Source organism: Bradyrhizobium manausense (genome assembly GCF_001440035.1).
Classification (GTDB): domain Bacteria; phylum Pseudomonadota; class Alphaproteobacteria; order Rhizobiales; family Xanthobacteraceae; genus Bradyrhizobium; species Bradyrhizobium manausense.
On the sequence record NZ_LJYG01000104.1, the window covers coordinates 112,887 to 129,965 of the forward strand.

Here is a 17,079-nt window from a genome sequence, read left to right on the forward strand (position 1 = left end):
CCCGGCGAAGGCCGGGACCCATAACCCCGAAAGGGAGTTGTTGCGCGAGCTGGCGACTCCGAGTCTTCGCCAAACTCAATCCTGTGGTTATGGGTCCCGGCCTTCGCCGGGACGACTCGGTGAAAGAGCCGAGCACCGCCCTAATTAATCGCCCGGATCAGGTCCTTGATCTTCTCGGCATGCGGGCCGAGATCCTTGGCGAGCTTGTCGAGATAGGGATTGGCGATCGCAATGAAGCCCGACTTGTCGACATCGGGAACGATCTTGACGCCGATCGCTTTCAGCTTGACTTGCGATTGATGCTCGAGCTCGATCGCCTTGGCCGGCTGCGTCCTGTTGACTTCGTCCGCCGCGGCCTGAACCCAACCCTGCTGCTCAGGTGTGAGGCTGTTCCAGAGCTTGTCGCTGATCCAGACCAGGCTGTTGTTGGCCTCATGCTCGGTCATCGAGAGCACCGGCGCCACCTCGTAATGCTTGTTGGCGAGATAGACGTTGACGCCGTTCTCGGCGACATCGACCACGCCGGTTTGCAAGGACGTGTAGACGCTGCCGAATGGCATGTGCACGATTTGCGCGCCGTAGGCCGGGAACATGGTGTCCTCGGTCGGCGTCGCCTGCACTCGCACCTTCAGGCCCTTCATGTCGTCGACCTTCTTGATCTCGCGCTTGGAATACATGTTGCGTAGACCAAGAGTCGCAAGCGCAATGACGTGGGCGCCCTGAACCGTGTCCGAGATCATCGCTTTGACTGCGCTCGCCACCGCAGGATCCGCCATTGCCTTGATGAGATGGTCTTCCGAGCGGAACAGGAAATGCATCGACATCACGCCGGCCTGCGGCGAGAGCGTCGCGGCGTTCGCAGACGACGAGATACAGAATTCGATATCACCCGCCTTGACGAGCTGCAGCACCTGCGGCTCCTGCCCGAGCTGCGCGCCGGGATACTGGTCGATGAGCATCGTGCCTTTGCTCAGCGCCTTCAGCTTTTCGGCAAAGATGTCGCCAAGGATTCCATAGCCCGTGATCTTGGGCTGGTCGTAGGCGAAGCGATAATGCTTCACCTCCTGTGCCCCCGCGCCTGTGACGAACAGCATGGCGGCCGCAGCCACCAATGCACGCATGGATCGCGCAATCATCGTCTCCCCCTGTTTTATCGCCCGCCGCTTTCAGCGGTCTCGGCGCTCGTTGGTTGTCAGCCCTTACTCCGTCTTCTTCCCAGTCCTCTGCATGAAGTCGAAGTCGCAGCCCTCGTCGGCCTGCATGATGGTCTCGTTGAACAGCCAGGCATAGCCGCGCCGCGCTTCATCCGGCGCAGCAGCCGGCTTCAAGACCGCGCGCCGGCGCTCCAGCTCGGCGGCATCGACCAGCAGCTCGATGCTGCGCTTGGCCACGTCGAGACTGATCATGTCGCCGTTCTTGACCAGCGCCAGCGGCCCGCCGACGGCGGATTCCGGCGTAATGTGCAATACGATGGTGCCGAACGCGGTGCCGCTCATGCGCGCATCGGAAATGCGCACCATGTCCTTGGTGCCGCCACGCGCCAGCTTCTTCGGGATAGGAAGATAGCCGGCTTCGGGCATACCAGGCGCGCCCTTGGGACCGGCATTGCGCAGCACCAGCACGTCATCGGCGCTGACGTCGAGCTCGGGATCGTCGACCCGCAGGGTCATGTCCTCGACAGATTCGAACACCACGGCGCGTCCCGTGTGCTTCAACAATTTCGGGCTCGCGGCGGACTGCTTGATGACCGCACCGCGCGGGGCGAGGTTGCCGTGCAGGATGGCGAGGCCGCCCTCCTTCTTGATCGGATTGTCGCGCGAACGGATGGCGTCCTGGCCCGGCACGTCCTCGGCGTTGGCGACGACATCGCGCAGCGTCTGGCCGCTGATGGTCTTCGCATCGAGATCGACGAGATCGCCGAGCTGCGCCAGCAATTTCGGCACGCCGCCAGCGTGATGGAAATGCTCCATATAATGCTCGCCCGACGGCTTGAGGTCGACCAGCACCGGCACCTCGCGGCCGATCCGGTCGAACGCCGGGAGATCGATCCGGTGTGGGGAGCGATGCGCCATCGCGGTCAGATGGATCAGGCCGTTGGTCGAGCCGCCGATCGCCTGCAGCACGACCTGGGCGTTCCTGAAGGAAGCCGGCGTCAAGAGTTCGCTCGGCTTCGGGCCCTTGGTCTTGGCCATCTCGGCGGCGACCCGGCCGCTCGCTTCTGCAAGGCGAAAACGCTCGGCATGCGGCGCCGGGATTGTCGCGCTCATCGGCAGCGCCAGGCCCATGGCTTCGATCATGCAGGCCATGGTCGAGGCGGTGCCCATTACCATACAAGTGCCGACCGATGGCGCGAGGCGGCCGTTCACCGCCTCGATCTCGGTGTCGTCGATCTCGCCGGCGCGATACTTGCCCCACAGACGGCGGCAATCGGTGCAGGCGCCCAGCACCTCGCCCTTGTGATGACCGACCACCATGGGCCCGACCGGAATGACCACGGTGGGCAGATCCGCGCTGATCGCCGCCATCACCTGCGCCGGCAGCGTCTTGTCGCAGCCGCCGATCACGATCACCGAGTCCATAGGCTGGGCCCGGATCATCTCCTCGGTGTCCATCGCCATCAGATTGCGCAGATACATCGAGGTCGGATGCGCAAAGCTCTCCGCGATCGAGATGGTCGGGAACACGAACGGCATCGCGCCCGACAGCATCACGCCGCGCTTGGCGGCCTCGATGATCTGCGGGACGTTGCCGTGGCAGGGATTGTAGTCGCTATAGGTGTTGGTGATGCCGACGATCGGGCGCTCCAGCGCATCGTCGGAATAGCCCATGGCCTTGATGAACGCCTTGCGCAGGAACAGCGAGAAGCCGGCATCGCCATAGCTCGTCAGCCCCTTGCGCAAACCACCCGTCATCGGACCGCTCCTTCTCGCCTGCCATTGTGCTACAGCCTGCCCCCTGATTGTCAATAAGACAGGCGTCTACTTCACCATTTCGGGACTGTCGCACCGCCAAACAGTCAGATTATTGACAATCCGCCTCTTCCCTGCTCCCTAAAGGCAACCGGCAGACGCCGGAGGCCGAGGGCATGTCCGACATTCGCACCGCAGATGCCATGCCTGCCAGGCGCGACGACCCCGACGATGTCGTCGCGCGGCTGGAGGAGGACATCATCTTCGGCCGCCTCGCGCCGGGCGCGCGGCTGACCGAGGACGCGCTGATGTCGGCATATGGCACCTCGCGCCATTTCGTGCGGCAGGCGCTGGTGGACGCGGAGCGCCGCGGCATCGTCCGCCGCGAGAAGAATGTCGGCGCCACCGTGCGGTTCTACTCGGCCGAAGAGGTCCGGCAGATCTACGAAGTCAGGGAGATGTTGACGCGGCAAGCTGCGCTGATGATCCCGCTGCCCGCGCCGCAAGCCCTGATCGACGAACTGACCGCTTTGCAGCGCGACTATTGCGCGAAGGCGGATGTGCGCGACCTGCGCGGGATCCACGAAGCCAACGATGCCTTCCACCTCGCGCTATTCTCCGCCTGCGGCAATCCCTACCTGGTGCGGTCGCTGCAGGACTATATGAACCTGACACTGCCGATGCGCGCAAAAAACCTCGCCGACCGCGAGGGGCTGACGCAATCGCGGCGGCAGCACGAACTGATGATCGAGCTGCTGAAAGGCCGCGACAGCTGGGCGCTGGCGCAGCTTTGCGTGGACCACATGCAGTTCAGCAAGGCCGATTATCTGGCGAGGATTGCGGGGGAGGAAAGCTAGCGCCGCCTTCGCCTCTCCCCGCTTGCGGGGAGAAGCCGGAATTCACGCTGAAAGCGGGAATTCCGGGTGAGGGGGACTCTCCGCAAGTTCAACGCTCACGCGATGCATCGCTCCCTCAGCGCNCGTCATTGCGAGCGCAGCGAAGCAAACCAGACTGTCACTGCGGAGGGACTCTGGCTTCGCTGCGCTCGCAATGACGTGTGGTGAGCAGTTGCTCGTCCAACTCTCACCTCCCCCGCTGAGACTCCCCCTCACCCCAACCCTCTCCCCGCAAGCGGAGCGAGGGAGCGCACCTCAGTATCGCCTCAGCAGGCCGCGATCGACGCTGGCGGTGCCATACGCGGCGCAGGCGCGTTCCGGGTCGTCGATCAAGCCGGCTCGAACGCGCTTGAACGTTCTTCCGGCGGCCTCAAGCACCTCGACGCGGAATTTGACGGGATCGTAGCTCTCGCCATCGCGGGCCTTGATGGCGGCGGAATACGCGTCGATCAGCGCCATCGCGGCATTGGGGCTGCCGAGCAGCCGTGCCCCGAGCTGAACGGCGCCGGCGCCATCGACCTCGTAGCCGACGCAACGTTGCTCCAGCACCACGGATGCCGTGACGAGTTCTTCGAGAAACGTCGCCTCGGCGTCGCTGAGCGGTGCGGCGTGCGATGGTCCTGCCAGCATCGCAAGCACCGCGACGACGGACAGGGTGATTTTCAAGCGTGCCCCTGACGGCCCACGACAAGGCCATACAGGAAGAGAAGGATGATGGCGCCAACCACGCTACCGATGAAGCCGGCGCCTTCCCCGAAACGATACCATCCCACGGCTTGACCGAGCCAGGTCGCGACGAACGCGCCGACGATCCCCAAAACTGTCGTCAGGATGAACCCCTTGGGCTCGGATTTGTCGCCGGGCATGATGAACTTCGCGACCAGTCCGACCAGAAATCCGATGATGATCGTCCAAAGGATGCCCATGTCCATCGCTCCATTCGGTCGGTTCGCCTGTCAACGTTTGAAGGATTGCGTCATCCTTTGAGCTAGAGCCGCCCGATCCCGGGTCACGTTGATCTAGATCAATTCGGCGAAAGCGACCGAACCGAAAGCTGGAGGCGTTGTCGACGCTCACTCTGGCGACAGTTGCGCAATGCGGATGCCTCGAAGCGGATCAATGCATGGCGATCATTGGCGAAATCATCCACACCACGACCTACCGCTATGCGAAGCCGGTGACATTCGGCACGCACCGGGCCATGTTCCTGCCGCGGCGCGGCGCCTCGACCCGGCTGCTTCGCTGGTCCGCCCAGACCAACCTGTCGTGCAAGGTGCATTGGGTCACCGACTCACGCTCCAATACCGTCACAGTGATCGACATCGGCGAGCCCGGCACAGAGCTGACATTCACGTTCAGGGTTCGCGGCATCTATTTCGGGATCAAGGGACTTGAGTCGTTTCCGCTCGAGGCTCGCGCCGAGGAAGTGCCGGTGCAGTATACGCCGGACGAATGGACCGACCTTGCCGGTTATCTCCGTCCGCATGCCGATGATCCCGACGGCAGCCACGCGGCGTGGACCAAGAGCTTTGTTGCCGGCGATCAGGATCAGACGGCAGATGTGCTGCGCCGCTTGCTGGGCTCGTTTCGCAACGAGTTCAACTATCGCAGCAGAGATGCGGAAGGCACCCAGTCGCCGGCGGAAACGCTGCGCACGAAATCGGGCACCTGCCGGGATTTCGCCTGGCTGATGATCGAGACGCTGCGCCGCCTCGGCTTCGCGGCGCGCTTCGTCAGCGGCTACCTCTACGACTCCGCGCTCGACGGCGGCGCCGTGGGCATGACCGGCTCCGGCGCGACCCACGCCTGGGTGCAGGTGTTCCTGCCCGGGGCCGGTTGGCTGGATTACGATCCGACCAATAGCCTGAGCGCCGGTTTCGACCTCATCCCCGTGGCGATCGCGCGCCATCCGGGCCAGGCCATTCCGCTGGCCGGCTCGTGGTTGGGCGATGCCGGCGACTATCAGGGCATGTCGATCAACGTCGCAGTTCACAAGATCGGCGAAATGCTCGATCCCTCGGAGGGATAGGCGCGCAGCGACGATGACATCCTATCGCAACAAGGCAAAGGGACATGAACTCCTCGACGCCCTCGTCGGCCCATTTGAGACTCTCAAGATCAGGATTCGACAGCTCTATGAAGGCGACACGCCCGGCTGCATAAAGTTCCGATACGCTCTGCTCGCGCTCGACATCGTCACGGTTCTGTTCATCATCGCGACATCGTTCCTGCCCCGCACCGGGGTCATCGAGTCGTTCGATATCGTGTTCGGCGTCCTGATCCTTGCCGACTTCGCTGCACGGATGATCATCAGCCGTCAACCGCTGCATGACCTTGCGCGGCTGTCGACCTGGACCGACGTCGTCGTCATCATCTCGTTCCTTGCGCCGCTCGCCGGGGAAGCCGGCGGCTTCCTGCGGGCATTTCGAACATTGCGGCTGCTGCGCGACTATCGAATGGTCGCGCGCTTGCGGACCGACAGCGCCTTCTTTCGAAAAAACGAGGAAGTCGTCTTTGCGGTCGCCAATCTCGGCGTGTTCATCTTCGTGATGACAGGGGTCGTCTACGAAACCCAGAAGTCTCACAACCCCCAGATTACCAATTATGCCGACGCACTCTACTTCACGGTCACCGCGCTGACCACGACCGGTTTCGGCGACATTACCCTGCCCGGCACCATGGGGCGGCTGATCACAGTCGTCATCATGATTTTCGGCGTGACGTTGTTCCTGAATCTCGCCAAGGCCCTGCTCGCGCCCTCCAAGGTGCGCTTCCCCTGCCCGGTCTGCGGCTTGCAGCGGCATGACGTGGACGCCGTGCATTGCAAGGCTTGCGGAACGATTCTGAACATTCCGGATGAGGGGATGGACTAAGGCGCGATGAGATTGGGATGAATCGTCATCGCGCTTTAGGTTATTGTTTGAGCATGATCTTTTCGGAAAATCGCTTCGCACTTTTCCGGATCATGCTCTGGGTTCCGCGAGTTAGGTGCTCGTTGGTGGCTCGCTCTTTCAACTCGTCATTGCGAGCGCAGCGAAGCAATCCAGAGTCTTTCCGCGGAGGGATTCTGGATTGCTTCGCTGCGCTCCCAATGACGGGTGGGGCGGCTGCGAGCCTAACCTTCACCGTTGTTGTAGAGGCAACCGCTCACCCCAACCCTACCCGAGCGAGCACACCCGTATCGCAGCAAGCGCTAGCGCTTATTCCAATCGATGATCCGGCTGGCGTCCCCATCGAATTCGTTGCTGCAGAATGTGCCGCCCTGGAAATGATCGCCGACCGGATCCGGCTTCAGCTTGGCCTGCTCGGCCATCGCGTGCTCGCGGAAATCCTCGGCCCGCCCCGTGGGACGATAGCCGAATTCGTAGGCGCGATGATTGTCCCACCAGGCGCGCTCGTTGAAAGAGGCGCCATAGAACACCTCGAAATGGATGTCGGGATGCTCTAACCCGATCCGGCAGAGCTGCACCAAATCTTCCGGCTTCAGCCAGATCGAAAGCCGGCGCTGGTCGAGCGGCATGTCGCCGAAATTGCCGATGCGCAGGCACGTCACCTTCAGCCCGTGCTTGTCGGCATAGAGGGCGCCGACGGCTTCGCCAAAGACCTTGCTGACGCCGTAGCGGCTGTCGGGGCGCGCGGTGACGTCGGTGCCGATCTTGTGGTGGCGCGGATAGAAGCCGACGGCGTGGTTCGACGAGGCGAAGACCACACGCTTGACGCCCTTGCGATACGCCGCCTCGAACAAATTGTAACCGCCGATGATATTGGCCTGGAGGATCTGGTCCCAGCTGCCTTCGACCGAATAGCCGCCGAAATGGATGATGCCGTCGACGCCCTCGCAGATCGCCTCGACTTGCGCGAGATCGGCGAGGTCAGCCGCCTTGAACTGCTCGTTCGCGCCGAGATCGGCGGGCGGCTTGATGTCGGAGAGCAGGAGGTCCGGATAGATCGGCGGCAGCAATTTGCGCAGGCTCGTGCCGATTCCGCCCGAAGCTCCCGTCATCAAGATACGCGCCATGTTGTCCCTCGCCGTTGGTGACCGATTTGCGGTCACGTGTCTCTAATGATAGCAGCATTGTCCAGAGGGAACGAAACGAGAGAACCGACATGAATGAGGCATCGTCCCATAACCAAGGCTGGCGGCCGGCGACTTATTACCCTGATCCCGCGATAAAAGCACTGGATCCCCGTTTCGAAAAATACTGGCTAAAGCTGTCGGCGGTGGAGCGGCTGGCGACCGGCCTGCGCTGGGCCGAGGGTCCCGTGTGGTTCGGCGACGGGCGTTATCTGCTCTGTAGCGACATTCCAAACCAGCGCATCATCAAATGGGAGGAAGAGACCGGCGCGGTTTCGGTGTTCCGCAAACCCTCCAATTTCGCCAACGGCAATACGCGTGACCGCCAGGGCCGGCTCGTCACTTGCGAGCATGGCGGGCGCCGCGTGACCCGCACCGAATATGACGGCGAGATCACCGTGCTGATGGATCAATTCAACGGCAAGCGGTTGAACTCGCCGAACGATGTCGTTGTCAAATCGGACGGCTCGATCTGGTTCACCGATCCGACCTTCGGCCTGCTCGGCAATTACGAGGGCTACAAGTCCGAGCCCGAGCTCGACATGAACGTCTACAGGCTCGACCCGGAGACCCGCAAAGCCACAATCGTCGCCGAGGGTGTGCTCGGGCCGAACGGGATCGCCTTCTCGCCGGACGAGAAAATCCTCTATCTCATCGAATCCCGGGGCGTTCCGACCCGCAAAATTCTCGCCTATGACGTCTCGCCTTCCGGTGACAAGCTTTCGAACAAGCGCGTCTTCGTCGATGCCGGCCCCGGAACGCCGGACGGTTTCCGCGTCGACATCGACGGCAATCTCTGGTGCGGCTGGGGCATGGGCGATCCCGAGCTCGACGGCGTCGTCGTGTTCGCACCCGACGGAATCATGATCGGCCGCATCGCGCTGCCCGAGCGCTGCGCAAATCTCTGCTTCGGCGGCGTCAAGCGCAACCGCCTGTTCATGGCGGCGAGCCAGTCGATCTACGCGCTGTATGTGAACACGCAGGGCGCGTTGGGGGGATAGGTCTTTCCTCCACGGCGGTCTCGTAGGGTAGGCAAAGCGAAGCGTGCCCACGCATTTTAGCTACCGAGAGAGATGGTGGGCACGTCGCTTCGCTCCTTTGCCCACCCTACGAGATCTCTCCTCCGTCATTGCGAGGAGCTCGCGACAAAATTGCGTAGCAATTTTGCGCTGATGCGACGAAGCAATCCAGACTGTCCCCGTGGAGGGATTCCGGATTGCTTCGCTTCGCTCGCAATGACGAAGGAGAGACTTGATAGCCCGAATGGAGCGAAGCGCAATCCGGGATCGGTCCCGCATTACGCTTCGCTCCATGCGGGCTACAAAGAAAAACGCCGGAGCGGAGGCCGCTCCGGCGTCATGTTCATTCAACCGCTAGAACTTACGCCGCGTTGAAGCCGGCGACGGCCTTCACTTCGAGGAAGTCCTCGAGGCCGTACTTGCCCCACTCGCGGCCGTTGCCCGACTGCTTGTAGCCGCCGAACGGCGCGGTGCGGTCGTTGGGCACGCCCTGGAGGTTGACGTTGCCGGCGCGGATCTGGCGGCCGACGCGCTTGGCATCCTCGACCGACGGACCGTAGACGTAGCCGGCGAGGCCGTAAGGCGTGTCGTTGGCAATCTTGACGGCGTCGGCTTCGTCCTTGGCGCCGAGGATGGTCAGCACCGGTCCAAAAATCTCTTCGCGCGCGATCGTCATCTCGGGCGTGACGTCGGCGAAGATGGTCGGGCGGACATAGAAGCCCTTGTTGACGCCTTCCGGCAGACCAGGACCACCGGCGACGAGCGTTGCGCCCTCGTCGATGCCCTTCTTGATCAGCGCCTGGATCTTGTCCCACTGGCCGCGGTTGACGACGGGGCCGATGGTGGTGCCATCGGCGCGCGGATCGCCCGCCTTGGTCTTGTCGGCGACGGCTTTCGCGATCGCGGCGACCTCTTTCATCTTCGACAGCGGCACGATCATGCGCGAGGGCGCATTGCAGGACTGGCCGGAGTTGTTGAACATGTGCATCACGCCGCCGGTCACCGCTTTCGTCAGGTCGGCGCCTTCGAGGATGACGTTCGGCGACTTGCCGCCGAGCTCCTGGCTGACGCGCTTCACGGTGGGCGCGGCGCGCTTGGCCACATCGATGCCGGCGCGGGTCGAGCCGGTGAAGGAGATCATGTCGATATCGGGGTGCTCGCTCATGGCGGCGCCGACCTCGGGGCCGAGGCCGTTGACGAGGTTGAACACGCCCTTCGGCAGGCCGGCTTCATGCAGGATCTCCGCAAAAATCAAAGCCGAAGTGGGCGTGAACTCGCTGGGCTTCAGGATCATGGTGCAGCCGGCGGCGAGCGCGGGCGCGACCTTGCAGGCGATCTGGTTGAGCGGCCAGTTCCAGGGCGTGATCATGCCGACCACGCCGATCGGCTCGCGCAGCACCATGGCGGTGCCGATCGGCTCCTCGAAATGATAGTTCTTGAGCACGTCGAGCGTGGTCATGAGATGGCCAAGGCCGGCGCCGGCCTGGAGCTTCTCCGCCATCGGCAACGGCGCGCCCATCTCGTCGGAGACGGCGGCGCCGATCTCCTTGATGCGGGTCTTGTAGATCTCGATGATTTTGCTGAGCAGCGCGACGCGCTCCTCACGGCTGGTCTGGGAGAACGTTGCGAAGGCGCGCTTGGCGGCGGCAACGGCCTTGTCGACATCGGCCTTGGAGCCGAGCGCAACCTCGTACATCGCCTCTTCCGTCGCGGGATTGACCACGGCGGTGGACTTCTTGACGGCGGGATCGACCCAGGCGCCGTCGATGTAGAATTGCATGCGATTGACCATCGTTAACCTCTTCTTGGGGGCTTGGGGGGCGTTTCGGCAGGCATCCTTGCACGAAAGCGCCGGCAATTGAACCCGCCNGGAGGTTATATGAGCTGGTGGCGGGAACGAGGCAAGGTTCTCTCAGCCGTCATTCCGGGGCGCGCGGAGCGCGAGCCCGGAATCCATCTCACCACCAGGACTGAGGCCCAATGGATTCCGGGTTCGATGCTGCGCATCGCCCCGGAATGACCGAGGCGGGTTACCTCGACTACACCGCCATCTTCCGATGCAGCACCGGCGCGCCGGTGGTGAGGCTTTCGGCCGCATCGATGATGGCATTGGCATCGATGCCGTAATGGCGGTAGAGGTCGGCGATGGTGCCGGTCTGGCCGAACTGCTCGACGCCGAGCGCCTCGACGCGATGGCCGCGGACGCTGCCGAGCCAGCCGAGCGCGGAGGGGTGGCCGTCGATCACGGTCACGATGCCGCAGTCGCGCGGCAGCGGCGCCAGCAATTGTTCGATATGGCTGAGATGCTGCACGCCACGGCGGTCGCGCCGCAATTTTCGCGCGGCAGTCCAGCCGGAATGGAGGCGATCGGCCGAGGTGATCGCGAGCAGGCCGATGTCGCGCCTGACCTCGCCGATGAAGCCGGTCGCCTCGATCGCCTCAGGCGCGACCGCGCCGGTATAGGCGATCACGAGCTCGGCATTGGGACCGGGCTTGCGCAGCCAATAGGCGCCGTCGGTGATGCCCTGCTGCAACTCCGGCGTCATGATGCGCTGCGCCTGCTCGATGCTGCGCGTCGAGAGGCGGAGATAGACCGAGCCGCCCTCGCCCGGATCGCGCTGCATGTGCTCAAAGCCCCAGCCCATGATCACCGCGAGCTCGTCGACGAAGGCTGGCTCGAACGAGGCAAGCCCGTCCTGCGCCATGCCGATCAAAGGCGTTGCGATCGACTGGTGCGCGCCGCCCTCGGGCGCCAGCGTGATGCCTGACGGCGTCGCCGCCACCATGAAGCGCGCGTCCTGGTAGCAGGCATAGTTCAGCGCATCGAGGCCGCGCTCGATGAAGGGATCGTAGAGCGTGCCGACCGGCAAGAGCCGCGCGCCGTTGATCTGGTGCGACAGGCCGAGCGCCGAGAGCATGATGAACAAATTCATCTCGGCGATGCCGAGCTCGAGATGCTGGCCCTTCGGCGAAGCGTCCCAATTGTAGGTCGAGGGAATTTTCTCGCTGCGGAATAAGTCCGCCTTCGCGGCATTGGCGAACAGGCCGCGCCGGTTCACCCAGGGGCCGAGATTGGTCGAGACGGTGACATCGGGCGAGGTCGTGACGATGCGCTTTGCCAGCTCGCTGTCGCCGCGCGCGATCTCGTTCAGCACGAGGCCAAAACCCTGCTGCGTCGACATCTGCGACGACGGCTTGAAGGCGAGCTGGGCGGGCACCTCGACCACCGGCGCGGTCAGGCGGCGGCCGTCCTGGTTGAACGGCACGCGCGCGAGAAACGCGTCGAGCTCGGCGGCGCTCTGCGGCAGGCCCTCGTACTTGTCCCATTCATGGCCGGGGCGGATGTTCTGGCTCTCGCGATATTTCTCCATCTGAGTAACCGTCATCAGGCCGGCATGGTTGTCCTTGTGGCCCTGGAACGGCAGGCCTACGCCCTTGATGGTGTAGGCGATGAAGCAGACCGGGCGGTCATGGTCGATGGACTCGAACGCCTCGACCATGCTCGCCATGTCGTGGCCGCCGAGATTCGACATCAACGCCAGCAGCTCCTCGTCGCTGCGCTTGTCGATCAGCGCAGTGATCGGGCCCTGGTCGCCGATCTCGTCGTGCAGATGCTTGCGGAACGCCGCGCCGCCCTGGAAGCATAGCGCGGCGTAGAGCGCGTTCGGGCAATTGTCGATCCAGCGCTTCAGCGCCTCGCCGCCCGGCTCCGCGAAAGCCTCGCGCATCAGCCGGCCGTATTTCACGATCACCACGTCCCAGCCGAAATTGCGGAACATGGTCTCGAACTTTTCCCACAGACCTTCGCGCACGACGGCGTCGAGCGACTGCCTGTTATAGTCGACCACCCACCAGGTGTTGCGCAGGCCGTGCTTCCAGCCCTCGGCCAGCGCCTCGAAGATGTTGCCCTCGTCCATCTCGGCATCGCCGACGAGGGCGATCATCCGCCCTTCGCGGCGATCCTTCATCCAGCCATGCGCCTTGACGTAATCCTGCACCAGCGAGGCAAACAGCGTCTGCGCGACGCCGAGGCCGACCGAGCCGGTGGAGAAGTCGACGTCGTCGACGTCCTTGGTGCGCGAGGGATAGGACTGCGCGCCCTTGAAGCCGCGGAAGTTCTCCAGCTTTTCGCGGCTTTGCCGGCCGAACAGATACTGGATGGCATGGAACACCGGGCTCGCATGCGGCTTCACCGCGACGCGGTCCTCTGGCCGCAGCACATGAAAGTACAGCGCCGACATGATGGTGGCGAGCGAGGCCGAGGAGGCCTGATGGCCGCCGACCTTGAGTCCGTCCGCGTTGGAGCGGATGTGGTTGGCGTGGTGGATGGTCCATGACGACAGCCACAGCGCCTTGCGGGCGAGAGCAGTCAGGATTTCGAGACGCGCGGAATCGACGGGCATGGCGATGCTCCGGAAAATAAGGCGGATCATACGCCCGCCGGCGGCGCCAGATTTCTCAATTTTTCGCGTCATACCGACCGATATTGGGATACCATACCAACACCGGCCATGAAATACAGGTTCTATTCCAATGCCCGAGCTCGACGCCATCGACCGCAAGATCCTCAGCCATCTCCAGAACGACAGCCGCCTGACCATGCAGGAACTCGCCGACAGGGTCGGCCTGTCGGTCTCGCCCTGTCATCGCCGGGTCAAGCTGCTGGAGGAGCGCGGCGTGATCTCGCGCTATGTCGCGACCGTCGACCAGAAGGCGCTGGGGCTGCATGTCAGCGTCTTCATCTCGATCAAGCTGGCGCGGCAGAAGGAGGAGGACCTCAACCGCTTCGCCCGCGCCATCTCGAAATGGGACGAGGTGCTGGAGTGCTATCTGATGACCGGCAACCGCGATTATCTGCTGCGCGTGGTCGCAGCCGACCTCGCCTCCTACGAGACGTTCCTGAAGACCAAGCTGACCCGGCTCGACGGCATCGCATCGATCGAGTCCAGCTTTGCGCTCAGCCAGGTCAAATATTCGATCGCGCTGCCGGTGTGAGGCGACGCTCCCTCGTCGTCATTGCCGGTGACTGTCATCGCCACGGCTGCACGATGATCTTGGTGTGGGCCTCGGGATTGGCGAGATCGGCGAAGGCTTTGGCAACGCCGTCGATGCCGACCTCCGCCGTCACCATCGCCGCGGCGTCCACCTGTCCTTCGGCGATCAGGCGCAGCGAGGCTGCAAACTCTTCCGGCGTGTAGCCGAGCACGTACTGGACGTTGAGCTCCTTCATGATGCCGAGCATGGGCTCGTGTCTGTCGCTCTCCATGCAGACGCCGACCACGACGATCCTGGCGTCGCGCGGGGCGCCCTCGAACACTTGCTGCAACAAGCCGGGCACGCCGACGCATTCGAAGATGATCGCGGGCTTCAGCGCCGGCAGCATGGCCTGTAACGGCGGTCGCGCCGCCTTCTCCGCCTCCGACATCTGCGCGTGCTCGGCCCAGGTCGCATAGGGCTGCGACACCTTGGGATCGACGACGATATCGGCGCCGAGCTTTGCGGCGAGCGCCCGCCGCGCCGGCGAATAGTCGGCGGCGATGATCGGGTGCAGGCCCTCGATCTTCAGCGCCGCGATCACGGCAAGGCCGACCGGGCCGCAGCCGATCACCAGCGGCACCTCGCCGCCTTGGATATTTGCCTTCGCCACGGCGTGAACGCCGACCGCGAGCGGCTCGGTCAGCGCGGCATGTTCCGGCGCGAGGCCGTTCGGCACTTCCAGCAGCAGCGGCTCGCTGAGCAGCATCTGCTCCGCATAGCCGCCGACAAACTCGTTGGAATAACCGATGCCCTTGATGCCCTCAGGCGTCAGCAGCGCGGGCAGCGAGCACACATGTGTGCCGGGCTTCAGCTTGCGCGTCGTGCCGGGGCCGAAATCGACGATCTCGCAGCAGAACTCGTGACCGAACACGACATCCCGCGACAGATCCATCGGGGTGCGCCCGGTCTTCTTGGCCATCTCGACCATCCGCGGCGCGTGCTGGCGCGCGTGCAGGTCGGAACCGCAGATGCCGCAGGCGAGCGTCTTGACCAGCACCTGGCCGTGACAGGGCTTCGGCTCCGCCATCTGCCCGGCGACAATCTCGCCGTTCCTGAAAATCGCCGCGCGCATTCGGCCCCTCCTGATGTGTTGGAGCCGTTGATAGCACGTATCAGCGCGCGCAAACTTGCGTCAGGGGTTCGGAGACCGTGCCGCCTGCACCAAAACCTGGGCGCGGCGGACGCGCTCGCGGTGGGCGATGTAGAGCCCGCTGGCGACGATGAAGGCCGCTCCCGTGATGGTCCAGACATCGGGCAGCTCGCCGAAGACGAAGAAGCCCAAAATGCTGACCCACAGCAGCTGCGTGTACGAGAACGGCGCCAGCACCGAGGCATCGCCGTAGCGATAGGCCAGCACGATGATCCACTGCCCGACGGTGGAGGCCAGGCCGATCACGATGCCGAGCCCGATGCCTGTCCAGGTCGGCGTGACCCAGACGAACGGCACCATCACGGTGAGGATCGCAACACCCGTGAGCGCCGAATAGGCCATCGTGGTGAGAACGGCCTCACGCCCGCTCATCAGGCGCGTCATGATCAGTGCGGCGGCCCAGCAGAATGCCGAGACGATCGGGAAGAACGCCGCGACGTGGAATGTGGCCGAGCCCGGACGAATGATGATCATCACGCCAACCAGGCCGACCGCGGTCGCGATCCAGCGGCGCATGCCGACCTTCTCGCTGAGGAAGACGATCGAGAGTGCGGTGACGAACAGCGGCGAGATGAAGCCGGTGGCAGAGGCCTCCGCGATGGGAAGGAAGCGCAAGCCGGTGATGAAGAAGAGCGAGGAACCGAGCAGCGCCGTGCCGCGCATGATCTGCAGGCCCAGCCGCTCGGTCCGCATCGCATGCAGCGGCGAGCCCGGCAGCATCACCGGCAGGAACATGAGCGCGAAGGTGACGAAGCGAATCCAGGTGATCTCGATCGACGGCAGGCTCGATGACAAATATTTCGAAGTGACGTCGGAGCAGCCGAGAAATACCGTCGACAGCAGTACCAGCGCGATGCCCTTGAAGGGATGGTCGACGCGCGCAGGCGCGCGGCGAGCCTCCTGCTTCTTCTCCGGCAAGGGCATGGGAATACTGTCGAGCCTTGCGGCTGCAGCAGGTGGCGGTGTCACTGTAGGAACCCGGCAAAAGGCGAATCGAGAGGCCTCATAAAAACGACAAATGCGCCGCGTTCACAACTTCCGAAAACAGGATGCCGATATGCACTGACGTCCACGCGCGTCAACGCCCGGTTAATATTGCACGTTTGTGCGCTACAGCATCGGCAGGCTGCGCGGCTTCGGGCCGCGCGGAAACGCCGCATCCAGCGCCGAAATCTCCTCTTTCGTCAGCACGAGATCGCCGGCCGCCGCATTTTCGCCGGCATGTTCCGCGGACGACGCCTTCGGGATCGCGAACACCGTAGTCGCACGGGTGAGGAAGCTCAGCGCGACCTGACGCGGTGTCGCACGACGTGCCTCTGCAATGCGCGCCAGCACCGCGCCGCCCTTGCTGCGCGCATCCGGAAAATCATCGTGCCCGAACGGCGAATAGGCGACGACGGCAACGCCGTGCCGCTCGCACCACGGGATCACGGCATGCTCGATCGCGCGCTCCTTGAGATGATAAAGCACCTGATTGCAGGCGATCTTGCCTTCGCCCGCAACCTCGAGAATCTCGTCGAGATCATCGGCATCGAAATTGGAGACGCCCCAGGACTTGATCTTGCCTGATGTCACCAGCTCCTCGAATGCAGCGACGGTGTCCTCGAGATCATACGAGCCGCGCCAGTGCAGCAGATAGCAATCGAGACGATCCGTCCTCAGCCGCTTCAGCGAGCGCTCGCAGGCCGTGATGGTGCCACGGCGCGAGGCGTTGCTCGGCAGCACCTTGGAAACCAGAAACACCTCATCACGACGGCCCGCGATCGCATCGGCAATGACAAGCTCGGCATCGCCATACATCTCGGCGGTGTCGATATGGGTCATGCCGAGATCGAGCCCGCGCTGAAGTGCCGCGATGGCGCGCTTGCGCTCGCCATGGTCGAGATACCAGGTGCCCTGCCCGATGACAGAGACGTCGGTGCCGGTCTTGCCGAAGGGTTTTGTTTTCATGTTTGTCTCCGGTCTTTATGTCGTCCTGGCCTAGTGCGCAATT

The 17,079-nt window shown here is 63.6% G+C and carries 15 protein-coding genes; 5 read left to right on the forward strand and 10 right to left on the reverse strand.

Translation table 11 applies throughout. The annotated features are described in order from the left end of the window. Window positions 1-140 precede the first annotated feature (140 nt). Together AOQ71_RS27640 and AOQ71_RS27645 are read right to left on the reverse strand one after the other, a co-directional pair. Window positions 141-1,136 carry a TRAP transporter substrate-binding protein gene (locus AOQ71_RS27640; RefSeq protein ID WP_057753300.1) on the reverse strand — a complete coding sequence of 332 codons (996 nt, stop codon included), beginning with the start codon at window positions 1,134-1,136 and terminating at the stop codon, window positions 141-143. 63 nt (window positions 1,137-1,199) lie between these two features. After that, on the reverse strand, window positions 1,200-2,912 hold the full coding sequence (locus tag AOQ71_RS27645) for an IlvD/Edd family dehydratase (RefSeq protein ID WP_057753302.1): 1,713 nt from the start codon (window positions 2,910-2,912) through the stop codon (window positions 1,200-1,202). A 173-nt stretch (window positions 2,913-3,085) separates the two neighbouring features. Here AOQ71_RS27645 and AOQ71_RS27650 point away from each other — a divergent pair, with 173 nt between their 5' ends. Further along, window positions 3,086-3,766: a GntR family transcriptional regulator gene (locus AOQ71_RS27650; protein WP_057753304.1), complete on the forward strand. Its 681-nt coding sequence runs from the start codon at window positions 3,086-3,088 to the stop codon at window positions 3,764-3,766. 294 nt (window positions 3,767-4,060) lie between these two features. Here the strand turns inward: AOQ71_RS27650 and AOQ71_RS27655 are convergent, their stop codons facing one another. Next, window positions 4,061-4,471: a hypothetical protein gene (locus AOQ71_RS27655; protein WP_057753306.1), complete on the reverse strand. Its 411-nt coding sequence runs from the start codon at window positions 4,469-4,471 to the stop codon at window positions 4,061-4,063. After that, on the reverse strand, window positions 4,468-4,731 hold the full coding sequence (locus AOQ71_RS27660; protein ID WP_057753806.1) for a GlsB/YeaQ/YmgE family stress response membrane protein: 264 nt from the start codon (window positions 4,729-4,731) through the stop codon (window positions 4,468-4,470). The genes AOQ71_RS27655 and AOQ71_RS27660 overlap by 4 nt, the downstream gene beginning before the upstream one ends. 197 nt (window positions 4,732-4,928) lie before the next feature. Between AOQ71_RS27660 and AOQ71_RS27665 the strand changes: the two genes are divergently transcribed. Beyond that, window positions 4,929-5,834, forward strand: a complete 906-nt coding sequence (locus tag AOQ71_RS27665) for a transglutaminase family protein (protein WP_057753308.1) — start codon at window positions 4,929-4,931, stop codon at window positions 5,832-5,834. Window positions 5,835-5,847: 13 nt separating this feature from the next. Continuing rightward, on the forward strand, window positions 5,848-6,678 hold the full coding sequence (locus tag AOQ71_RS27670) for an ion transporter (protein ID WP_083514528.1): 831 nt from the start codon (window positions 5,848-5,850) through the stop codon (window positions 6,676-6,678). A gap of 320 nt (window positions 6,679-6,998) precedes the next feature. Here the strand turns inward: AOQ71_RS27670 and AOQ71_RS27675 are convergent, their stop codons facing one another. Next, entirely contained in the window at window positions 6,999-7,823 is an 825-nt protein-coding gene (locus AOQ71_RS27675) for an NAD-dependent epimerase/dehydratase family protein (RefSeq protein WP_057753310.1), read from the reverse strand. Window positions 7,824-7,912: 89 nt separating this feature from the next. On the opposite strand from AOQ71_RS27675, the gene AOQ71_RS27680 reads away from it, so the two are divergent. Beyond that, window positions 7,913-8,881, forward strand: coding sequence for an SMP-30/gluconolactonase/LRE family protein (locus AOQ71_RS27680; RefSeq protein WP_057753312.1), 969 nt, complete (start codon window positions 7,913-7,915; stop codon window positions 8,879-8,881). 379 nt (window positions 8,882-9,260) lie between these two features. On the opposite strand, the gene AOQ71_RS27685 is transcribed toward AOQ71_RS27680, so the two are convergent. Together AOQ71_RS27685 and AOQ71_RS27690 are read right to left on the reverse strand one after the other, a co-directional pair. After that, window positions 9,261-10,691: an aldehyde dehydrogenase family protein gene (locus tag AOQ71_RS27685; RefSeq protein WP_057753314.1), complete on the reverse strand. Its 1,431-nt coding sequence runs from the start codon at window positions 10,689-10,691 to the stop codon at window positions 9,261-9,263. Window positions 10,692-10,938: 247 nt separating this feature from the next. Further along, window positions 10,939-13,302, reverse strand: a complete 2,364-nt coding sequence (locus AOQ71_RS27690) for a transketolase (RefSeq protein WP_057753812.1) — start codon at window positions 13,300-13,302, stop codon at window positions 10,939-10,941. 130 nt (window positions 13,303-13,432) lie between these two features. Here AOQ71_RS27690 and AOQ71_RS27695 point away from each other — a divergent pair, with 130 nt between their 5' ends. After that, on the forward strand, window positions 13,433-13,894 hold the full coding sequence (locus tag AOQ71_RS27695) for an Lrp/AsnC family transcriptional regulator (protein WP_057753316.1): 462 nt from the start codon (window positions 13,433-13,435) through the stop codon (window positions 13,892-13,894). A 34-nt stretch (window positions 13,895-13,928) separates the two neighbouring features. Here AOQ71_RS27695 and AOQ71_RS27700 read toward each other — a convergent pair whose 3' ends face one another. The 3 genes from AOQ71_RS27700 to AOQ71_RS27710 all read right to left on the reverse strand — a co-directional run bounded on the left by AOQ71_RS27700 (window position 13,929) and on the right by AOQ71_RS27710 (window position 17,036). Further along, complete coding sequence (locus AOQ71_RS27700; RefSeq protein WP_057753319.1) at window positions 13,929-15,008, reverse strand: zinc-binding dehydrogenase; 1,080 nt, start codon at window positions 15,006-15,008, stop codon at window positions 13,929-13,931. Between the two features lie 60 nt (window positions 15,009-15,068). After that, the gene (locus tag AOQ71_RS27705; RefSeq protein WP_205668268.1) at window positions 15,069-16,010 is read right to left on the reverse strand and encodes a DMT family transporter; all 942 of its coding nucleotides are present in this window, start codon (window positions 16,008-16,010) and stop codon (window positions 15,069-15,071) included. 186 nt (window positions 16,011-16,196) lie between these two features. Continuing rightward, on the reverse strand, window positions 16,197-17,036 hold the full coding sequence (locus AOQ71_RS27710; protein ID WP_057753322.1) for an aldo/keto reductase: 840 nt from the start codon (window positions 17,034-17,036) through the stop codon (window positions 16,197-16,199). Window positions 17,037-17,079 lie beyond the last annotated feature (43 nt).

Coding starts and splice junctions, on each gene's coding strand:
- AOQ71_RS27640 (WP_057753300.1), bottom strand. CDS start 1,136: ATGATTGCGCGATCCATGCGTGCATTGGTGGCTGCGGCCGCCATGCTG.
- AOQ71_RS27645 (WP_057753302.1), bottom strand. CDS start 2,912: ATGACGGGTGGTTTGCGCAAGGGGCTGACGAGCTATGGCGATGCCGGC.
- AOQ71_RS27650 (WP_057753304.1), top strand. CDS start 3,086: ATGTCCGACATTCGCACCGCAGATGCCATGCCTGCCAGGCGCGACGAC.
- AOQ71_RS27660 (WP_057753806.1), bottom strand. CDS start 4,731: ATGGGCATCCTTTGGACGATCATCATCGGATTTCTGGTCGGACTGGTC.
- AOQ71_RS27665 (WP_057753308.1), top strand. CDS start 4,929: ATGGCGATCATTGGCGAAATCATCCACACCACGACCTACCGCTATGCG.
- AOQ71_RS27670 (WP_083514528.1), top strand. CDS start 5,848: ATGACATCCTATCGCAACAAGGCAAAGGGACATGAACTCCTCGACGCC.
- AOQ71_RS27675 (WP_057753310.1), bottom strand. CDS start 7,823: ATGGCGCGTATCTTGATGACGGGAGCTTCGGGCGGAATCGGCACGAGC.
- AOQ71_RS27680 (WP_057753312.1), top strand. CDS start 7,913: ATGAATGAGGCATCGTCCCATAACCAAGGCTGGCGGCCGGCGACTTAT.
- AOQ71_RS27685 (WP_057753314.1), bottom strand. CDS start 10,691: ATGGTCAATCGCATGCAATTCTACATCGACGGCGCCTGGGTCGATCCC.
- AOQ71_RS27690 (WP_057753812.1), bottom strand. CDS start 13,302: ATGCCCGTCGATTCCGCGCGTCTCGAAATCCTGACTGCTCTCGCCCGC.
- AOQ71_RS27695 (WP_057753316.1), top strand. CDS start 13,433: ATGCCCGAGCTCGACGCCATCGACCGCAAGATCCTCAGCCATCTCCAG.
- AOQ71_RS27700 (WP_057753319.1), bottom strand. CDS start 15,008: ATGCGCGCGGCGATTTTCAGGAACGGCGAGATTGTCGCCGGGCAGATG.
- AOQ71_RS27705 (WP_205668268.1), bottom strand. CDS start 16,010: ATGCCCTTGCCGGAGAAGAAGCAGGAGGCTCGCCGCGCGCCTGCGCGC.
- AOQ71_RS27710 (WP_057753322.1), bottom strand. CDS start 17,036: ATGAAAACAAAACCCTTCGGCAAGACCGGCACCGACGTCTCTGTCATC.